Annotated in this window: 14 protein-coding genes; 1 reads left to right on the top strand and 13 read right to left on the bottom strand. The window is 45.0% G+C overall.

Annotated elements, in window-relative coordinates; translation table 11 throughout:
- Nucleotides 1-4 precede the first annotated feature (4 nt).
- The 13 genes from Q7J41_RS06235 to Q7J41_RS06175 all read right to left on the bottom strand — a co-directional run bounded on the left by Q7J41_RS06235 (nt 5) and on the right by Q7J41_RS06175 (nt 16,141).
- Nucleotides 5-1,708: a radical SAM protein gene (locus tag Q7J41_RS06235; protein ID WP_304886294.1), complete on the bottom strand. Its 1,704-nt coding sequence runs from the start codon at nt 1,706-1,708 to the stop codon at nt 5-7.
- Nucleotides 1,684-3,435, bottom strand: a complete 1,752-nt coding sequence (locus Q7J41_RS06230) for a B12-binding domain-containing radical SAM protein (RefSeq protein ID WP_304886292.1) — start codon at nt 3,433-3,435, stop codon at nt 1,684-1,686. The genes Q7J41_RS06235 and Q7J41_RS06230 overlap by 25 nt, the downstream gene beginning before the upstream one ends.
- A gap of 79 nt (nt 3,436-3,514) precedes the next feature.
- Complete coding sequence (locus Q7J41_RS06225) at nt 3,515-3,787, bottom strand: Nif11-like leader peptide family natural product precursor (protein ID WP_304886290.1); 273 nt, start codon at nt 3,785-3,787, stop codon at nt 3,515-3,517.
- A gap of 28 nt (nt 3,788-3,815) precedes the next feature.
- Nucleotides 3,816-5,528 carry a B12-binding domain-containing radical SAM protein gene (locus Q7J41_RS06220; RefSeq protein WP_304886289.1) on the bottom strand — a complete coding sequence of 571 codons (1,713 nt, stop codon included), beginning with the start codon at nt 5,526-5,528 and terminating at the stop codon, nt 3,816-3,818.
- 15 nt (nt 5,529-5,543) lie between these two features.
- On the bottom strand, nt 5,544-9,146 hold the full coding sequence (locus tag Q7J41_RS06215) for a B12-binding domain-containing radical SAM protein (protein WP_304886287.1): 3,603 nt from the start codon (nt 9,144-9,146) through the stop codon (nt 5,544-5,546).
- A 121-nt stretch (nt 9,147-9,267) separates the two neighbouring features.
- Nucleotides 9,268-9,879: a GNAT family N-acetyltransferase gene (locus Q7J41_RS06210; protein ID WP_304886285.1), complete on the bottom strand. Its 612-nt coding sequence runs from the start codon at nt 9,877-9,879 to the stop codon at nt 9,268-9,270.
- A 124-nt stretch (nt 9,880-10,003) separates the two neighbouring features.
- Nucleotides 10,004-10,468 (bottom strand): VOC family protein, encoded by a 465-nt coding sequence (locus Q7J41_RS06205; protein WP_304886283.1) that lies wholly within the window; start codon nt 10,466-10,468, stop codon nt 10,004-10,006.
- A 76-nt stretch (nt 10,469-10,544) separates the two neighbouring features.
- Nucleotides 10,545-11,450, bottom strand: coding sequence for a YafY family protein (locus Q7J41_RS06200; protein ID WP_304886281.1), 906 nt, complete (start codon nt 11,448-11,450; stop codon nt 10,545-10,547).
- 53 nt (nt 11,451-11,503) lie between these two features.
- Entirely contained in the window at nt 11,504-11,959 is a 456-nt protein-coding gene (def, locus tag Q7J41_RS06195) for a peptide deformylase (RefSeq protein ID WP_304886280.1), read from the bottom strand.
- A 113-nt stretch (nt 11,960-12,072) separates the two neighbouring features.
- A complete protein-coding gene (locus tag Q7J41_RS06190; RefSeq protein WP_304886277.1) occupies nt 12,073-12,879 on the bottom strand; it encodes an XdhC family protein in 807 nt (268 codons plus the stop codon).
- Between the two features lie 70 nt (nt 12,880-12,949).
- Nucleotides 12,950-13,765: a glycerophosphodiester phosphodiesterase family protein gene (locus tag Q7J41_RS06185; RefSeq protein ID WP_304886274.1), complete on the bottom strand. Its 816-nt coding sequence runs from the start codon at nt 13,763-13,765 to the stop codon at nt 12,950-12,952.
- 237 nt (nt 13,766-14,002) lie between these two features.
- Nucleotides 14,003-14,812, bottom strand: a complete 810-nt coding sequence (locus Q7J41_RS06180) for a glycerophosphodiester phosphodiesterase family protein (protein ID WP_304886270.1) — start codon at nt 14,810-14,812, stop codon at nt 14,003-14,005.
- Between the two features lie 33 nt (nt 14,813-14,845).
- Nucleotides 14,846-16,141, bottom strand: coding sequence for an MFS transporter (locus tag Q7J41_RS06175; protein ID WP_304886268.1), 1,296 nt, complete (start codon nt 16,139-16,141; stop codon nt 14,846-14,848).
- A gap of 336 nt (nt 16,142-16,477) precedes the next feature.
- On the opposite strand from Q7J41_RS06175, the gene Q7J41_RS06170 reads away from it, so the two are divergent.
- Nucleotides 16,478-17,074 (top strand): TIGR00730 family Rossman fold protein, encoded by a 597-nt coding sequence (locus tag Q7J41_RS06170; protein WP_304886265.1) that lies wholly within the window; start codon nt 16,478-16,480, stop codon nt 17,072-17,074.
- Nucleotides 17,075-17,115: the final 41 nt, after the last annotated feature.

The following is a 17,115-nucleotide window of genomic DNA, read 5'->3' as shown; positions in this document are numbered from 1 at the left end:
TAAACTAAATAAATGCTGAAAATAAAATCAAATGCTGTTCACTCATTTTCACCAACAGCTTTTTTAGGTCCCCGGCAGACAAATTCAATTTTTCTGCCATTTCACTGCTGGCAAATCTCCCGGAATAACTGAGAATCTCAACTTCGGTTTGACTGAGAGTGTTCAGATCCAACATCGAAAAATCCGGAATTTTGTGGATAATCCAGGCATTTCTTTCTTCCTCACTGAGTTCAGGCCATTCTTTTAATAGGCCTTTGTACTCTATCAGTTTTTTATAGTACGCCACCATGATCGCATCTTTGGCATAAATAAATTTAAGGTATCCGGCGGCGATACCATAATTAAATGCCAGGTTGAAGTCGGCTCTGATCCGTTCTTGGGGAATCAGACCTTTTTCAAACTGTTCCTTCATTTTATTGGAAACCGCAGTGATAAATCGCGAGCGACCCATACAGACTTCCGGCAGCGATAACTCCCGAGTATGATTAACCGGAAAATCCTCCAGGTTGGTCAGGCATTCCCGGTCTTCCAGAACGATCCCGAATTTTTCGGGATGATTATAAATCTGGGTGCCAGGCAGGGGCATTATAAAGGTTGTTGATACGTCCAGCATCCCCGGCGCCAGATCCAACAGCTCCAGGACTGTTTTGGTCGTCTCGGCCAGGGTTTTGGCGGTTTCAAAGGCTCCGCCGATAATATAATTCCCGGTTAACTGGGGCAATCCTTCGGCATAGCAGATTTCGACCACCTTTTTTATGTCGGCGGAGCTGGCTTGTTTGCCATAGGCTTTCAGCACATCTTCCACCCCTGACTCCATCCCGATCTGCATCCGTACCATGCCACTGTTAATCATTTCGCGGATCAGTTTTGGATGCTTTACCAAAAATCCGGGGTGGCCTTCACAAAACCAGACAAAATCATATTTTTTTCGAAGCGTTCGCAAACCGGTCAAGATCTTCTGTAGTCTAGCCGGATTGGTGGTGAAGGTATCATCGCAAAAAAACAGGTATCGCAGTCGTTGACTATTTTTTAAACGGGCTGCTATTTCATCCAGCACCACTTCCGCTGTTCGCATTCGCAAATTTTTAGAATTCCCACCCTCAAAACAGAAGGCACAACGATAAGGACAGCCTCTGGCGGTAATCACCGACAACAGCGGTCGTTCCTGATAATTAAGCAGATCTTCGTTGCGGGGCCATTCGTATTTTGAGAAATCTTCCAGGTAGACATAATCGGCGTTTTGGGATTTTCGGATTTCACCCGGAACGCGCAGCGCTTCTCCTGTGATTTTTGCATTTAACCAAGTTAAGAGGGTTTCTTCGCCTTCGCCTTTTAGAATGCCATCGGCCTGATAAGTATCCAGATCTTTTTCGCTCATATGCAGGGTTTGAGGACCGCCCAAAACCACATAAAAATCATAATGCTTTTTTAAATAGCTGATGATGGCGGCCACTGCTGAACGATTATCAAAATCACAGTAAAAACAGACCGCAAACAGGCGGTCTTTCATTTTCTCGATGGTTTTTACTGCGTCGGTGGTAATACCGGTATAGGCTTTGGCATCAAAGCCATTGGCATTGAGTTGCGCCGCGAGGGTCAAGATCCCCAGATTTTCGATCATTTCAAAGGTTCGTCCCCGAACCATTCGTTGGGTGTAGACCAATAGAACTTCGGGTTTACTGGTTATGGTTTTCGGTATAAAATCCACTTGTTCCCCTCCATTTTATTCAGGGCTTGCTGTGCCTGGCGATAGAAATCAGCATTTTTTCCCTGGGGATCCAGTTTCATTTTTCCCTGTTGCAAAATTTCTTTTTTGGAAAGCTTGCCATTACATAACTTCAGCAGGGTATAATCGATTTGATCCAGTTCCTGTTCGAATATCTGCGGTTTTTCGCCACTGACATCGGTATAAAGCCACAGTTCAAAGGTGCGGTGGATAATGGCCGCTTCATCATTTTTTCCCAATTGATCATGAATAACATACTCATCCGAGGCCCGCATTTTCCAGTAGGCATCATCAATGGGAATATTTTTATAGACATAATCGTTCCAACGGGTAAAAACACCATACTGACGACCCAACCGGTAGGAATCCAGAATCACCGCTTCGGGAATTTTTCCATCAAAATAAATTTTGCGCATTTCATTCTGAAGCCGTTTGTTGGCCTGCAAGCGAATATTAATCAGGTCGGTAAAATCCAGTTCTTTGGTTCGTGAAAGGGGAATATCCTCATTACAGCAATCAATCAACTCTTCATAGATAGACATTCCGAATTTTTCCGGATTAAGGGTAATGGGGGTTTTGGGATAGGGCAAAAATGAAAAATAGGCTGTTTCGAACTGTCCCGGGGCCCGGTAAAGCAGTTCCATAATTAAATCTTCGGATTCTGCGATGGTCTCCCGGGTTTCATGGGGTCCGCCAATAATAATGTTGCCGGAAATACCGTGAATTCCTGATTCAACGCAATGATCAATGACATCGACAACCATTTTTCGGGATATTTTTTTATTATAGCTTTTCAGAACCTCATCACTTCCCGATTCCAGGCCAAAAAATATTTTTTTGAGCCCCGCATCGGCCATATTTTTTGCCATCTCCCGATGTTTATCAATGGTCGATATATGGGCACTGGCAAACCAGACAAAATCATAATTTCCCCGGATTTCTTTGATCTCCTGACAAATTTGATTGACCCGCTTATGATCCAGGGTAAAGGTATCATCGAGAAAGTTAATGTAATTTATCGCTGGATCCCGTTCAAAGTTCTCCCGGATTTCTGTCATTAGGGACGGCACCGAATGACGGCGAACCCGTTTGGCATTGGCCCCTTCATAGCAAAAGGTGCAGCCAAAAGGGCAGCCCCGACCAGTCAAAATGGGCAGCAGCCGATAATATTTATAGTCATTGGTCAGGGTAATATCCGGCCAGGGGATGTCGTCCAAATCCTCCGGGGGCTTTCGCGGTTCGGTTTCCACCAGGGCTCCGTTTTCATCCCTGAAAATGATCCCCTGGATATCGTTGAGCGAACCTTTTTTTTCAATAAAATAATCCATCAACTCGAGAATGGTTTCCTCACCTTCGCCGATACAGGCAGCTTCGATGGCCGTTGCCTTCAAAAAATCAGCATCCATCCCCGCTGTTTGCGGACCGCCGGCCAGCAGGATCACCTCCGGATAGCGTTTTTTCACTTCCTGAGCAAAGGTCTTAACCCAGTGAATATTGTTAAAATCACAGTAGAAACCAATGATTTTAGGTTTATCCTCATTTTCCATCAAAGCATTGACATAATCCAGCGCTTCCTTGGCATAACCCTGAAACATCTCGGCCTGATAGCCCTTTTGCCTTAATAGCTGGGTCAATATATTCATTCCCAGATTACTACCGGGTATATAGCCGCTGACATAGCGGTGCGATTTGATCAATAATAGTTCCATATCTACCTATCCCCCTTTGAACTGCTGACTATCGCTATCCGGTCAGCACTTCGAAGGGGAAAATCCCCTTCTTGGCTTATTAAGCTCTAGCTGTTTGTGTTGCTGTAAAAGCGTAATCTACGCCAACAATACTTAAACCACCGGCAGCCTGATCTAATTGATCATCACTGATTGGTTGTTTAGCCTGTGCTTCTTTAAAAGCTGCATCGAATTCAGCTGCGGTACAGCTGTAACCTAGTTTTGCAACAACTGCATCAAATTCTGCTGCTGTTTTTGCACCATCAAGTTGTTTTGCCAACGCCTCATCAGTTAATACTTTTGCGGCTAATGCTTTTGCACCATCAATACTCATTTTCTTCCTCCTTTCCAAACGATTTTGGCTAAATCACAAAATGAGTCAGCCAATATTTAAAATTAAATTGATACAGAATATCAACTAATTTTCCATGGAATTCGGCCTGGTTTTGATAGGGATCACCAAATATTATAAACAATTCGGTTTCGATCTCGGCCAGGCTTCTTTTTCCAGCACAACGCAACAACAGCTCATATTCCAGCGGTGAAAGCGCCATGCCATCCAGCTTTGGGAACCCTTCAGTAAAGGTCATCGTGCGCCATAATTCAAAGGAACGTTGGGGATAATCACTGGAAAAATCCAGCGATTGATCAAAGGCCTGTCCCTCGTTTAAATAAAGCACGTAGTAATATTCATAAGCTCTGGGATTTGCGGAAATTTCCTCAAACCAGCGGCTGCGGATACCATAGGTCAGGGCAGCTTTAAATTGCTTCATCACCGCCTGCTGTTCTAGTTCATGATTTTTGATTTTCTTTTGCATGCTTTGTCGGATCACCTTATTGAGTTCCTGACGGTCTTTCATCACCTGATCCTGACTTTTCCCCCGGGGTGTGACAAAGGGATAGTCATCGTCAGAAAACCGGCCGGACTGATCATGCAACTGCAAATTAAATTTTTCCGGATTCTCAAGAATCTGGGTGCCCGGATAAGCTCTTAAAAAGCCGGTGATAATATCAATGACACCCGGCGCTTTGTCCATCAGCGTTTGGATCAGCCCGGCAGTTGCCCCGGCTGCTTCCTCCGGGCCACCGACGATAAAATTGGTGGCAATCTGGGTCAGGCCGCAGTCGGCAGCGTAGGATACAAATTCAATGATGTCATCAATCTGGACATGCTTATTGTACTGGTCGATGACTTTCTGATCGCCCGACTCAATCCCGATCTGCAAGCGGACCAGCCCAGCCTCGATCATCGTCGGTAAAATGTCCATCCAGTTTTTGATTCTGCCCACATGGCATTCACAATACCAGACCAGATCGCAGTCCTTTCTGATTTCCTGCATGCCCCGGCAGAATTCTTCAATTCGGTCCCGGTTGAGGGTAAAAGCGTCGTCCATGATAATAATGTATTTCAGATCCGGATTATTTTGTAAGTTGAATTTGATTTCTGCCAGTACCAGCGGAATGCTTCGCAACCGAACCTGCTGTTTGCCCGGGCTGGGGGCGCAATAAGCACATTGATAGGGACAGCCCCGACCGGTAAAAATCAGTTTGCCATAGGCGTGATCAATATGCAGGGAGGCATGGTAGGCCGGTAGCGGCAGCGCATCCAGATCGGCGATAATGGTCGGCGGGGTTTCGGTAAAAATCCCGTCTTTGATCATCGCCAGCCCGTTGATCTCGCTTAAGTCGCCGTCTTCTTTTAACACGGCCTTTAAGAGCTGCGGCAGCGATACTTCGCCCTCGCCTCTTAAAATGAAATCGGCCTGACTGTCTTCCAGAAATTTCTGATCCAGCCCAATACTCTGGGGACCGCCAACAATAATGGGAATATTCCAGTTCGCTTTAATTTTTTTAGACAACGCTTCAATCAGCGAAACATTATCAAAATCACAGGAAAAGCCCACTGCTTGGGGTTCATTCTGTTTTACCTGTTCCAGTAAATCTTCCGGTTTGCCATGAAAAACCAGCGGCTCAAAGCCGGCTTCTTCCAGTGCTCCCGCAAGATAAAAGAGCCCTACATAATCATGGGAACTGGTTTCGTATTTTTTTGACACATTACAAAGAAGTATCTTCATTTTATTACCCTTTTTCTAGAACGGAACAACAAGAAGCCAGTATTTTTTATCAAAAACTTTCAGCGTCGCAATGATCCGCTCCATTAATTCATCCACACTTTCACCAAATGGTTTTCCAAATCGCTCATACAAAATCTCGGTAATGGCGGCGATGGTGCTTTTGCCGGTACAGTATTTCATGATTTCATATTCAAAGGGCGACAGCGCCTCGCCCCATAACAGCGGATAGCCCTGGGAAAAATCGACATCCCGCCACATTTCAATCATCCGCTGGGGTCGCCAGTTCGGTAATTCGGCCGGATCCACATCGATCACCCGACTGGCCGATTCCCGGGCCAGCATGGTGTAATAGGCGGTCAAGGTCGGCTTATGGTGGGAGATAATATTAATCCAATATTTGGGCCCGTTGGCGGCCATGGATGTTTTGTAGCATCTTAAAATATCTTCGTGACCCAATTCCCCGTCGTTGAGCATGATTTTTACCTCATCCACAAAACTCTGGAGATATTCCTGATAAGCGCCCATAATCTCCCGGCGATCCATGGTTTCACTAGCCATTATCGGGTAATCGGAAATACAGCCGAGACCCTGTTTATCGTAAATCGTCAGTCCGTATTTTTCGGGATGCAGACCAATATCGGTCATCGGGTACGGCATCACAATACTGGGCGCAATTTCCATCATCCCCGGGCCCAGTCGCAGCAGCTTGGCTCCAAAGGTCTTGTTTTTTTCAATATGTTCCCGGTTTTCGAAGGGACCACCCACCAGCAGCGCTCCGAAGACCTGCTGAACCCCGGCATCATAGGCGGCTTTCACGACGATTTCCACCATTTCCGGAGAAATGTTTTTGCGGTAAATTTTCAGCATCTCCTTATCTACGGTTTCAATGCCGATTTGAAGCCGATTAAGGCCGGCGTCTACCATCGCCTTCAACACTTCCGGTCGTCGGCTTAAGGACACCACATCGGCCTCACAATAGAACTGAAAGGACTTCACGGTTTGAAGTGCTTTGGCTTCCCGGCAAAACTGATCCAACCATTTGGGATCCGTGACCAGGGTGTCGTCACAGAATTTAAAGTAACTGAGCTCCGGATATTTTAGCAGAAAATGTTTCATTTCGGCGATGACGTTGGCCACACTTCGCTGCCGCATCGGCCGTTTCAAGGCCCCTTCATGGCAGAAAACACAGTGGTAGGGGCAGCCCCGACTACTCATCAGATACAGGCTGGAAAAATCAATCGGGGTAATGCTTTTATCATAGGCCGGAAAGGGCAGATCATCGAGATTTTCCACCACCGGACCTTCGCCCCTATCGATGCAGTCACCGTTTTCGTTGAGATAAAAGATGCCGGCAATCCCAACCAGGTTTTGCTGTTCTTTTAAGGCATTAAGAACTGCCACCATCGCCAGTTCGCCTTCACCTCTGACAATCGCTACCGCTTGGGACTGGCGCAGATAGTCTTCGTCCAGAGAAATGGCTTCCGGTCCGCCTATCAACACCGGAATCCGATAGGTTTCGGAAATCGCCGCACTGACTTTTTTAACCACGTGCTTATTTTCAAAATCGACCGAAAAGCCGATGCCGCAAATTTCATTAAAGTGGTATCGTTTCAGATAATCGATGGCTTGATCCGGGCGGCATTCGCAGACAATGGCGTCATAACCTTTGGCATCCAAATAGCTGGCCAGGCCATAAATGCCCAGAAAGGCCCCGTTTCTGCTGAAACCGGCAACTTCCATCCCGATGGTTGATAGTTTAAAAAGAATGAACTTATTTTTCACGGTATCCTCAACTTCTTTGACTACTGCTTTTCCCCGTTGCGCCCATTCTTGATCAGCCGCTGTGGCAGTCAGCGATCCTGACAATACACACATTCCCACAGCTTCCAATTTTTTGATAGTCGCCAGCAGATGCTGCTTAAACACTTCAAAACTCACAAAGCTGTTCTGATATTCCGGAAAAAGTATTTCTGCCATCTCGTTCATTGTCAGTTTTCCGGAGCTATATTTCAACACCTCAAATTCAAAGGGGGAGTAAACAAATCCATTTAACACCGGTATTTCTGCCGCCAGCTCGGGGGTCAGGGAAAGCAGGGCAATGCGCTGGGGGTGTGTCTCAAATACCGTTTCTCCTTCGTAATCTTTAACGAGCTTATCGCCCCGAATCCGCGCCTTATACTGGGCATCGAAATAGGGGTACCGGGAATAAGCCAGTCCCTGCCACATCCCGCTGAGGCCGTATTTTTCACTGAGGGCATAACTTTCCAGAATGACCGCATCGGGGATTTCGCCATCGCTGAGCATTTTTCGCATCAATTTGATATTCATTTCAAAAAACTCATTTCGAGCGGCGCAGATTTCTTCGATGCTCAGAGTGGCGGTTTCAATCACCGGAAAGTCTCCGACCGATGTGAGCGCTTGTTCATCCTTCACAAAAATCCCGTAGGCTTCCGGATCTTTTGACATCGCAGTTTCCGGGAAGGGCATATAGAAGGTGCTGACCACCTCCACCATCCCCCGGCCGGCTTTGATCATTTCATTGACTGTATCAAAGGTAAAATCCAGGGTTTCCCGGGTCTCTAGCGCCCCGCCGATGATGATGTTGCCGACCAATTGGGGCAATCCGGCGGCTTGACAGATCTCAATGACGTCAAAAAGCCCTTCCCGTTTGATCTTCTTGTTATAGATATCAATGATATGCTGGTTACAGCTTTCGATGCCGATTTGCATCCGTACCAGCCCGGCGTCCACCATCATTTTTACAATTTCCGGATATTTGATAACAATATTGACATGGGCATCGGCGAACCAGACAAAATCGTGTTCTTTCCGCAGCTCTTTGAGTTGTTCGCAAAAGGTTCGCACCCGTTCCTTATCCAGGGTGAAGGTATCATCGCCGAAAAAAATGTACTTCACATTGGGGTTTTGTTTCAGGCGACAGCGGATTTCTTTCATCACGCTTTCGACACTGCGGCGCCGTACATTCTTGCTGTTTGCGCCCTCATAACAAAAAGAGCAGTGGAAAGGACACCCTCGTCCTGACATGACTGCCATATGATTTATACCCTGATGCTGGGCGGATTTAATTGCGCCCGTAATAATAGGCAGTTCATCTAAATTTTCAATGGCCGGATAAATGCCATTATCATAATAGCTCCCATCTTTGCGGTAAGAACACATCCCAAAAATGCTTTCCCAGCGCTCTATTTCTTCATCTTGAATGGCCTGGATAGCTTCGTACAGAGAATATTCCCCTTCTCCTCGCATGATGGCATCGGCCTGGCTGGCGCACAAAAATTCTTCACCCAACCCCACAGTCTGGGGTCCGCCGACAAACACGGTGGCGCCATAGCGCTTTTTTATTTCTTTAGAAAAACTCTCCACTGCTGACTGATTCTCATAATCACAATATAAACCCACCACCGTATTTTCGTCCGAGCCAGTCGCTTCCAGAAATTCCAGCCCTCTTAACAGCTCGCCTGAAAAAACAGCTACGTCAATCCCTTTGCTGGCCATCATTTCCGCCAGCGACATATGGCCGATCGGCTCAATTTGGGTGATTGAATGAGTTCGGGTTCCGCGATGAATAAGCATCAGTTTCAAGTTGATCGTTTTCACTATGTACCTCCAAGTTTAATTTTTATGCATCCTTAAAATCCATTTCGTAAATTTTTTATTCTCAGTGTATTCTTTTATTTGTGTTTTGTCTATTGCTTTTTTGTTAAATCAGCTGCACTTTTTAGCTTTCACCATCTTCCCCAATTTCTATTTGATTCTGAACCATTTTGTTGGCGTCAACAAAATGGTTCAACTCAGTGATCGCTCTGAAGGGTGCTGGATTGCTGATGTGCTCACCAATCATTTTTTCCATCCAGATCATGTCATACCAGGTTTCGAATTTATAACCGCATTTTAAAAAATGACCAATGGTCTGATAGCCCATATGTTCATGAAAACCGATACTCCCGGGATTGGGATAGGCAATGCAGGCATACAGATTACAGATGTTTTGTTTCTTAAGAACCGCTTCCAAAGCCTGGTAGATTTTTTTGCCAACCCCGCTTTTGCGGCTTTCCTGTTTAACATAGATGGTGGTTTCCACGGCCCAATCATAGGCGGCGCGGTTTTTGAACTCTGAAGCATAGGCATATCCAAGGATTTCCGTTTCCTGTACGGCCACTAGATAGGGATATTTCGTCAATGTTTTTTTCATTCGTTCACTGAATTCTTCAATGGTCGGCACGGTATATTCAAAAGTGATCGCCGTTTCTCTGACATATGGGGCATAAATACCCAATAATTCTTCTACATCCGAGATCTTCGCCCCGCGGATGATAATGTCTCTGCTCATATTTATATCCTTCTTTTCTCAATTTTAACTGTTTTATTATATCATTTTTAAAACCAACATAAAAGAATCCCTCCAAATTTGCATTTGAAGGGATTCAACATACCTTTAAGGATCTTTTTCTAATTTACAGGCAAGCTTTTACAAATTCAACAGGAAACATCGTTCTTTGGGCTGTTTCCTCGATGGTCATTCCTTGGGAAATAAAACGCCGGCAAACCACCGTCATACTTTCTCCGACTTCAATCACATGATCATCTGGATCATAAAAGCGGATCACTCGTTGTCCCCAATTATATTCTTTGATGTCATGCAAATATTCGATGTCCTTAAAGGATTTTAAATAGTCCATAAATTCATCCAATTTTTCTTCTTCAAAGTACAATTCCATATCGTTTCCGCGATAGACGATATCCTTTTCTTCGGCGTCGATAAACGTTGCCCAAAGGGCTTTGTCTTGTAATGAGAACCCCGCATCAAAGGTAATATTTTCACCAAAATCCATCACCACTTTCAAACCAAAAACATCGCAATAAAAAGCTCGTGAACGGTTGATATCATCCACCACCAGCATGGGTGCTTCAAATTTCATTTCTTTTCCTCCTCGTTTTTGATTTATTCTACCGCACTAAACACGACACCTGTATGTCATGTTTTAGAATGTTAGTTCAAACTTTATATTTTCCGCTAATTTTTTCTGCTACCCTTAATAACTCTTCTTGCAGTTCCTTCGGTTCAATCAGCTCGACGCTATCGCCAAAGCTCAGCAGCCAACTGAAAAGATTTTCCTGGCTGGAGAAATAAAATTCAAAACGAAGTTTCCCCTCTTTGGTTATTTGATAACAATCCATCCCATATTCATCAATGAGCCGCCATTTCATAATGGGGTCAAATTCTGCCACCAGATGAATCTGGCTAGGCATCGCCAATTGCTCCTGAGTGTTATATTCCGGCCGATCCCGGGGCTCGTAGGTCTCGTCCTGCACCTGCAAATCCCAGAGGCGGTTAAGTTTGAAGTGACGATAATCGGATCGCTCCCGACAATAGCCCCAGATGTACCAGGATGACCATTGATAGACAATCAAATAAGGCTCGATCTGTCGGCTGCTTTCTCCTTTAGGTGAGTAGTAATAAAAAGTAATGAGCCGTCTCTGGTCGATGGCTTTTTTAATGGTTTCAAATTTGGGTGCCAATGAATTTTTATAGTGTGAAGACAGATCAATGACAATGTGGTTATCCGGCTGGGTCGCTCCACCACTCACTGCCAGTTTATCGATTAATTGCCGATACTGATTCGTTCCGGCGACACTGTCCAGGCTTTTAAGCCCGGCCAGGATCGACTGCAGCTCCGCCGATGACAACAGGGTTTTGTCGATCTTGTACCCTTCCATAATGGCGATGCCACCGTTTGCTCCCTGAGTCGTCGTCAGCGGAATTCCGGCCTTGCAGATGTCTTCAATATCCCGGTTAATCGTTCTGCGAGAAACTTCAAACATGTCAGCCAGATAGGGCGCCGTCACTTTTTTTTGCTGCAGTAGGATAGACAATATCCCGATAAGTCGATCAATCTTCATGTCCTTATCCTTTTTATTAAAACTTTAATGAAGGCTTTTTTGAAATTCATTATTTAGACATCCAGAAATGCGATCACCTTATCAACAAACACTTCCCCATCCAAATGATCCAGTTCATGGCAAAAGCATTTGGCCAGATCATCTTCTCCGGTAATGATGATTTCCTCACCTTTTTCGTTGCGTGCTTTAACGATCACTTTTTGTGGACGGATGGTCGTTCCAAACTTTCCCGGAAAGCTTAAGCATCCTTCGGTGCATTCCTGTTCGCCAATGGACTCAATGATTTCGGGATTAACTAATTTCATCACCCCTTCGCCCATATCAATAACCACCAGTCTTTTTAGAATACCGACCTGATTGGCGGCAATTGCCGCACTATTGGGAATACTATGCAAGGTTTCCAGCATATCATCAAGAATCATTTGTATTTTTTCATCGATTTCAGTTACAGTTTTGCATTTTTTTCTGAGTATCGCATCCTCATCCTGTCGAAGTTGTCGTATTGCCATTGCTTCCTCCTGATTCATTTTACTTTCTAAACTGTTGGGAAAATGAGATATTGTCAATCAAGGGATTCATCTGTCTATTTCTTGAGTCATTTAATCGTTCTCAATTTCTATCGCTAAGCCTGCCGTTTTACTTCCTTACGAGGTTTTCCGGTACCGCCATTTTTGATCATCAGTATTTCCGCCAGAATCGAAAATCCCACCTCTTCGGGCGACATGTCGCAGATATCCAGCCCAACCGGGGTGTGTACCTGTTCCAGAAGACTTTTGCTGATCCCTTCTTCTTCTAGTTGCCGGTACATTTCAACCGTTTTTTTGACACTGCCCAGCATCCCGATATAAGCAAACTCTTTCTGCAAGGCTCCCTTCAGTGCTGATTTATCCTGAGTATGGGTGGATGCACAACAAACGTAATAGGCCCTATCAGGAATGTCGCCTTCGATAATGCCACGCTCAAAAACATCACAGGGAATAAACTTTTCGGCCAGCTCAATCTGCTCACGAATCAGTTCTGGTTCCCTGGTATCCAGCAGGATGGTGTCAAAATTCAGGTACTTTGCCAAACGCAAAACCGCCGTGCCAACGTGTCCACCGTTGCAGACCACTAATTGCAGCCGGGGAAAAACAACATCTACAAAAAGTGTCACCTTAAAACTACAGCCCAGACCGGCTATCTCATAAGTCGGAATATGTTCATATGCTTTTAAATAGCTTTGCCTGTTTTTCATGGCCTGTTTGGCTTCTTCCAGAGCTTCCCGTTCAAATTCGCCGCCGCCTATGGTACCATAAAAGGTGCCATCATCCAACAGCAGCATCTTTTTTCCAACCTTACACGGGGACGTTCCCGCTGTTGCAACAACCGTCAGAACGGCATAAGCCTGCCCGGCTTTTTGGGCCTTTAATTGTTCCTGTAAAAATTCCATCTTCTTCCTCCCTCAACTTAGAAAAAGGCCTAGCATATCCCCTTGATATGCTACGACCTTTGCTTAAAACTCATGGTTCAAAATATTCAAAAATGATCGCATCAAATTTTTTCTTGCAATACTCAATGTCATCGGTATCCTGAACCGTCCAACCAACCAACCTTCCGGTCAGCAGATGGAACAGGCTGAGTCCCAGTTTACGTCGGGCATCACCATGATAGAATGCCATAAAATGAGGACGGCATATAAAATTGGTAGCAAATGAAATGATTAACAACCATTGCCATAATTTGACATCCAACCCCTTGAGACTTTTGCGCCCGACTGAAAGCTGACCTCTGACCACATCCGGCCTGTTTTTGTAAAACCACCTGACAATTAACGGCTGAAAGGATTCCACGCAATACAACCCATCGTAATGATCAAGATGTTCGGCCGTTTTAGAGCACAGCTCGCTAAGATATTTGGTATTTTTCAGTTCGACGATCAGCGGAACCTGACCATCCACCATGCTCAGCACATCTTCAAACAAAGGGATTTTTTCCCCGGTATTTTCCAGGTTATAAGTCAATAATTCCTCATAGGTACAATCCGTGATTAATTTATCCACCCCACACAAACGCAATAAATTATCATCATGAAAGACAATGATTCTGCCGTCGGCGGTAAGATTTAAATCCATTTCGATTCCATAGCCGGCATCCACCGCTTTTTTAAAAGCAGTCATTGAATTTTCCGGTATCGACTTATCCTTTTCGTGCAATCCCCGATGGGCATAGTAACTGGTCCAAAGTCGGTCATCGACCTCCTTTGGCATTCTGCCCGGGAGCAGCAACAAAATATAAATAATAAATATGGCTATTCCTGCCACGATATATAGTGTCATGTACGCTCACCCTCTTCTGTTAATCTAAATCAAATCAGTTCCTTTCTCTTGAAAATTTAGCGGTAATTGCGAAAACGCTATGATGCTTATCTGTTTCGCGATAACCCGATCGTTTCTTTTGTCGATTAGCGTCTATTTTTGTCATTGTTCTCTTTATTTACCCCTCTATTTTCTCAATCAATCATTAAAACTAGATTAGTATTTAAACTATTTTCTGTTAAATCTTGTTTTGAGTAGCTAAACTCTGAAAAATTCAAAGATAATCACATCAAAAAACTTCATACACCCCACGATATCGTCGGTATCTCTGACTGTCCAACCAACCAGTTTCCCCCCCAATTGCCGGAACAGCCGGAGGCTGAGCCGATGATGGGCATCCTGGTGTTTATAGGCGATAAAATGCGGCCGGGAAATCACATTTGTCATAATCGAAGCAATCAAAACGCTTTGCCACCGGGGGGTACCCCCCAAACTTTGATGTCCCGCCGAAAGCTGACCTCTTACCACCGCCGGTCTATTCTTGTAAAACCAGCTGACAATCCCGGGATGGAAGGATTCAATGCAATACGATCCCCCATAATCAGCCAGCTGTTCTGCGGCTTTGGCACAGAGTTGCTGCCAATCTTTGGTGTTTTTCAATTCGACAATGAGCGGCACCTGCCCATCCACAAGTTTCAGCACATCTGCTAATAAGGGAATGGTTTGTTCGGTGTTTTCCAGCCGAAAATCCGCAAGTTCTGTTGACAAACATTGGGTGATCAATTTATCCACCCCACATACCCGAAGCAGACTGTCATCGTGAAAGACCACCACTTTTCCATCGGCAGTCAGATTAATATCCAACTCGATTCCATATCCTGCTTCGACAGCTTTTACAAAGGCCGTCATGGAGTTTTCCGCAATGGCCTTATCTTTTTGATGGAGACCCCGATGGGCATAATTGATTTCCCAAAGACCCGGGTTGGAATGATTCGGCAGTGCCCCTGGCGAAATAGTAAAAAGATAAACCAGAATTAATGCGACCAGCGCCAGTATCAGATAGATCATCGTTGGCCTTCCTGTCTAAACCAATTTGTCATATCAATCTGCGACATCAAAGATCTCCAGCTTGGACTTAGGGGCGATGGGCTTGGAATCGCCATGCTGAACCATCATCATCGTTACAAAGGCCAACCCGACAAACAAGGCCCCATAGGGCATCAGGGTATAATAGCCGAGATGCTCTAACAACGCCCCGGAAGCAATCGGCGTAATAACCTGGGCGGCCATCGATGCGGTATAATAATAACCGGTATAGCGGCCAACATTGGCTCCCTTGGACATTTCCAGAACCATCGGCAGGGAATTGACATTAATGGCGGCCCAGGCGATTCCAGCTAGTGCAAAGGATACAAACAGGATCGGGTTAAAGGCCGTATAAAAAGTAGCGGTGGCAAAAACAGTTGCCAGCACCACCACGCCCATCAAGATGATTTTTTTGCGTCCCACCTTCGAGGAAATAATCCCCACGGGAATAAAGGAAATAATGGCAGCAATACTGGCAACCATTAAAATCAGAGCGGATTGGGATTCTTTCATGTTCAGAGAAACCATGGCGTATTTTGAAAAAGCCGAGGTGACGGCATTATATCCCATAAACCATAAGGCTACCGATAAGAGAATAAAGATCAGACTCTTTTTATACTCTTTGGGCAGCTTTTCATGGGTTACCAGGGTCTCATCATGTTCCGCTTCTTCAACGTCAATGCCCAGGGCCGCACTGTTATGACGCATTTTTATCACCGCATCCGGCTCGTTGACTGTGAGTTTGAGAATAATGACACCCACCACCATCATTGCAGCCGTGCCAAGAAAAAGCGGCCAGTAGTTAATATTGTCTTTATCTGGAGCCAGAAAAGCCACCATTCCCAAAACCATAATCCCGCCAACTGCCCCCATCAGATTAATGACCGCATTCCCCTTGGATCGCAGTGGTTTGGGGGTCACATCCGGCATCAGCGCCACCGCTGGTGAACGGTAAAAAGACATCGACAGCAAGGCCAACGCCAGAGCGACAATAAATAAAACCAGCTTATTAGCCATCACTGCATAGGGTATTAAAAGCATCGAAACCACTGCCAAAGCCGTACCGCCAAGAATATAGGGCATTCGCCGCCCCATTCTGGTGTTGGTATTGTCAGAAAGCATCCCAAACAAAGGCAACATAAATAAGGCCAACACATTGTCAAAAGACATAACCACCCCAGCCATTGTGTCCCCAAATGCGAAAGCTTTTAACATAATCATTGGAATCACAAAATCATACAGGCTCCAAAATGCACTAATGGTCATAAACCCAAGCCCGACCAAAACCGTGAGGCGGTAATCCAGTTTCATCAACACGCTCCTTTTTTCTTCATGAAAAAAGTATAGCATTCGACGTGTATTTTATCAATGAACTTAACAAATCTTTAATAATTCTTCATAATTGGCGCATCACGTTCTGACAATTCTTCGGCCACCTGAAAATACCTATTTTACGGTTTTCCCACTTCTCCTTTAACTGAAAAGGCTCTTGAAAATTCTTAAATAAAGCACTAAAATGGCCGTTATTGCTTGTCAAAAACAGCGCTACTTGATATAATAAAGGATCTTAATAGAACTTATGATTTTGGGTGCATCTCTTCGGATGCATCCATTAAATTTTTTATAAGATCCTGGGAGGAAGCAACGATGAAAAGAATATGCGTATATTCCGGTTCCAATCTGGGTGTTCGTCCAGAATATCAAGAAATGACAAAAGCATTAGGTCTGGTGCTCGTTAATAACAATATTGAATTAGTCTATGGCGGATCAAAATTTGGTCTGATGGGCGAAATCGCCAACCACATGCTGGACAACAATGGCCGCGTTACCGGCGTTATGCCCGGCGGACTTTTCCCCAACGAAGTGATTAATGATCGTTTGACCCGATTTATTGAAGTAAAAAACATGCATGAACGCAAACAGACCATGGCTGACTTATCCGATGGTTTCATTGCCATTCCCGGCGGCGTGGGGACCTTTGAAGAATTATTTGAAACCCTCAGCTGGGCGCAGTTGGGCATTCACAAAAAACCGATTGGGGTTCTCAATATTTCCAACTTTTTTGATTCCTTCATGGCGATGATGCAAAACATTGTCAACGAAGGTTTTATGAACCCGTCCAATACCAAACTGGTGCTGCTATCATCCGATCCCGGGGACCTGGTCAATCAGATGATCCACTATACTCCACCGGTTTTGGGCAACAAGTGGCAGCAACTGGAGCCGGCATTAAAAAAAATCTGACCGCAGCTCCGCAATCAGACTTGTTGATAACGTCATTTGAG

It is taken from the genome of Acetobacterium sp., from assembly GCF_030652775.1.
Lineage (GTDB): Bacteria > Bacillota > Clostridia > Eubacteriales > Eubacteriaceae > Acetobacterium.
The sequence above is the reverse complement of the archived record's forward strand: the minus strand, read 5'-3'. Positions and strand labels throughout refer to the sequence as shown.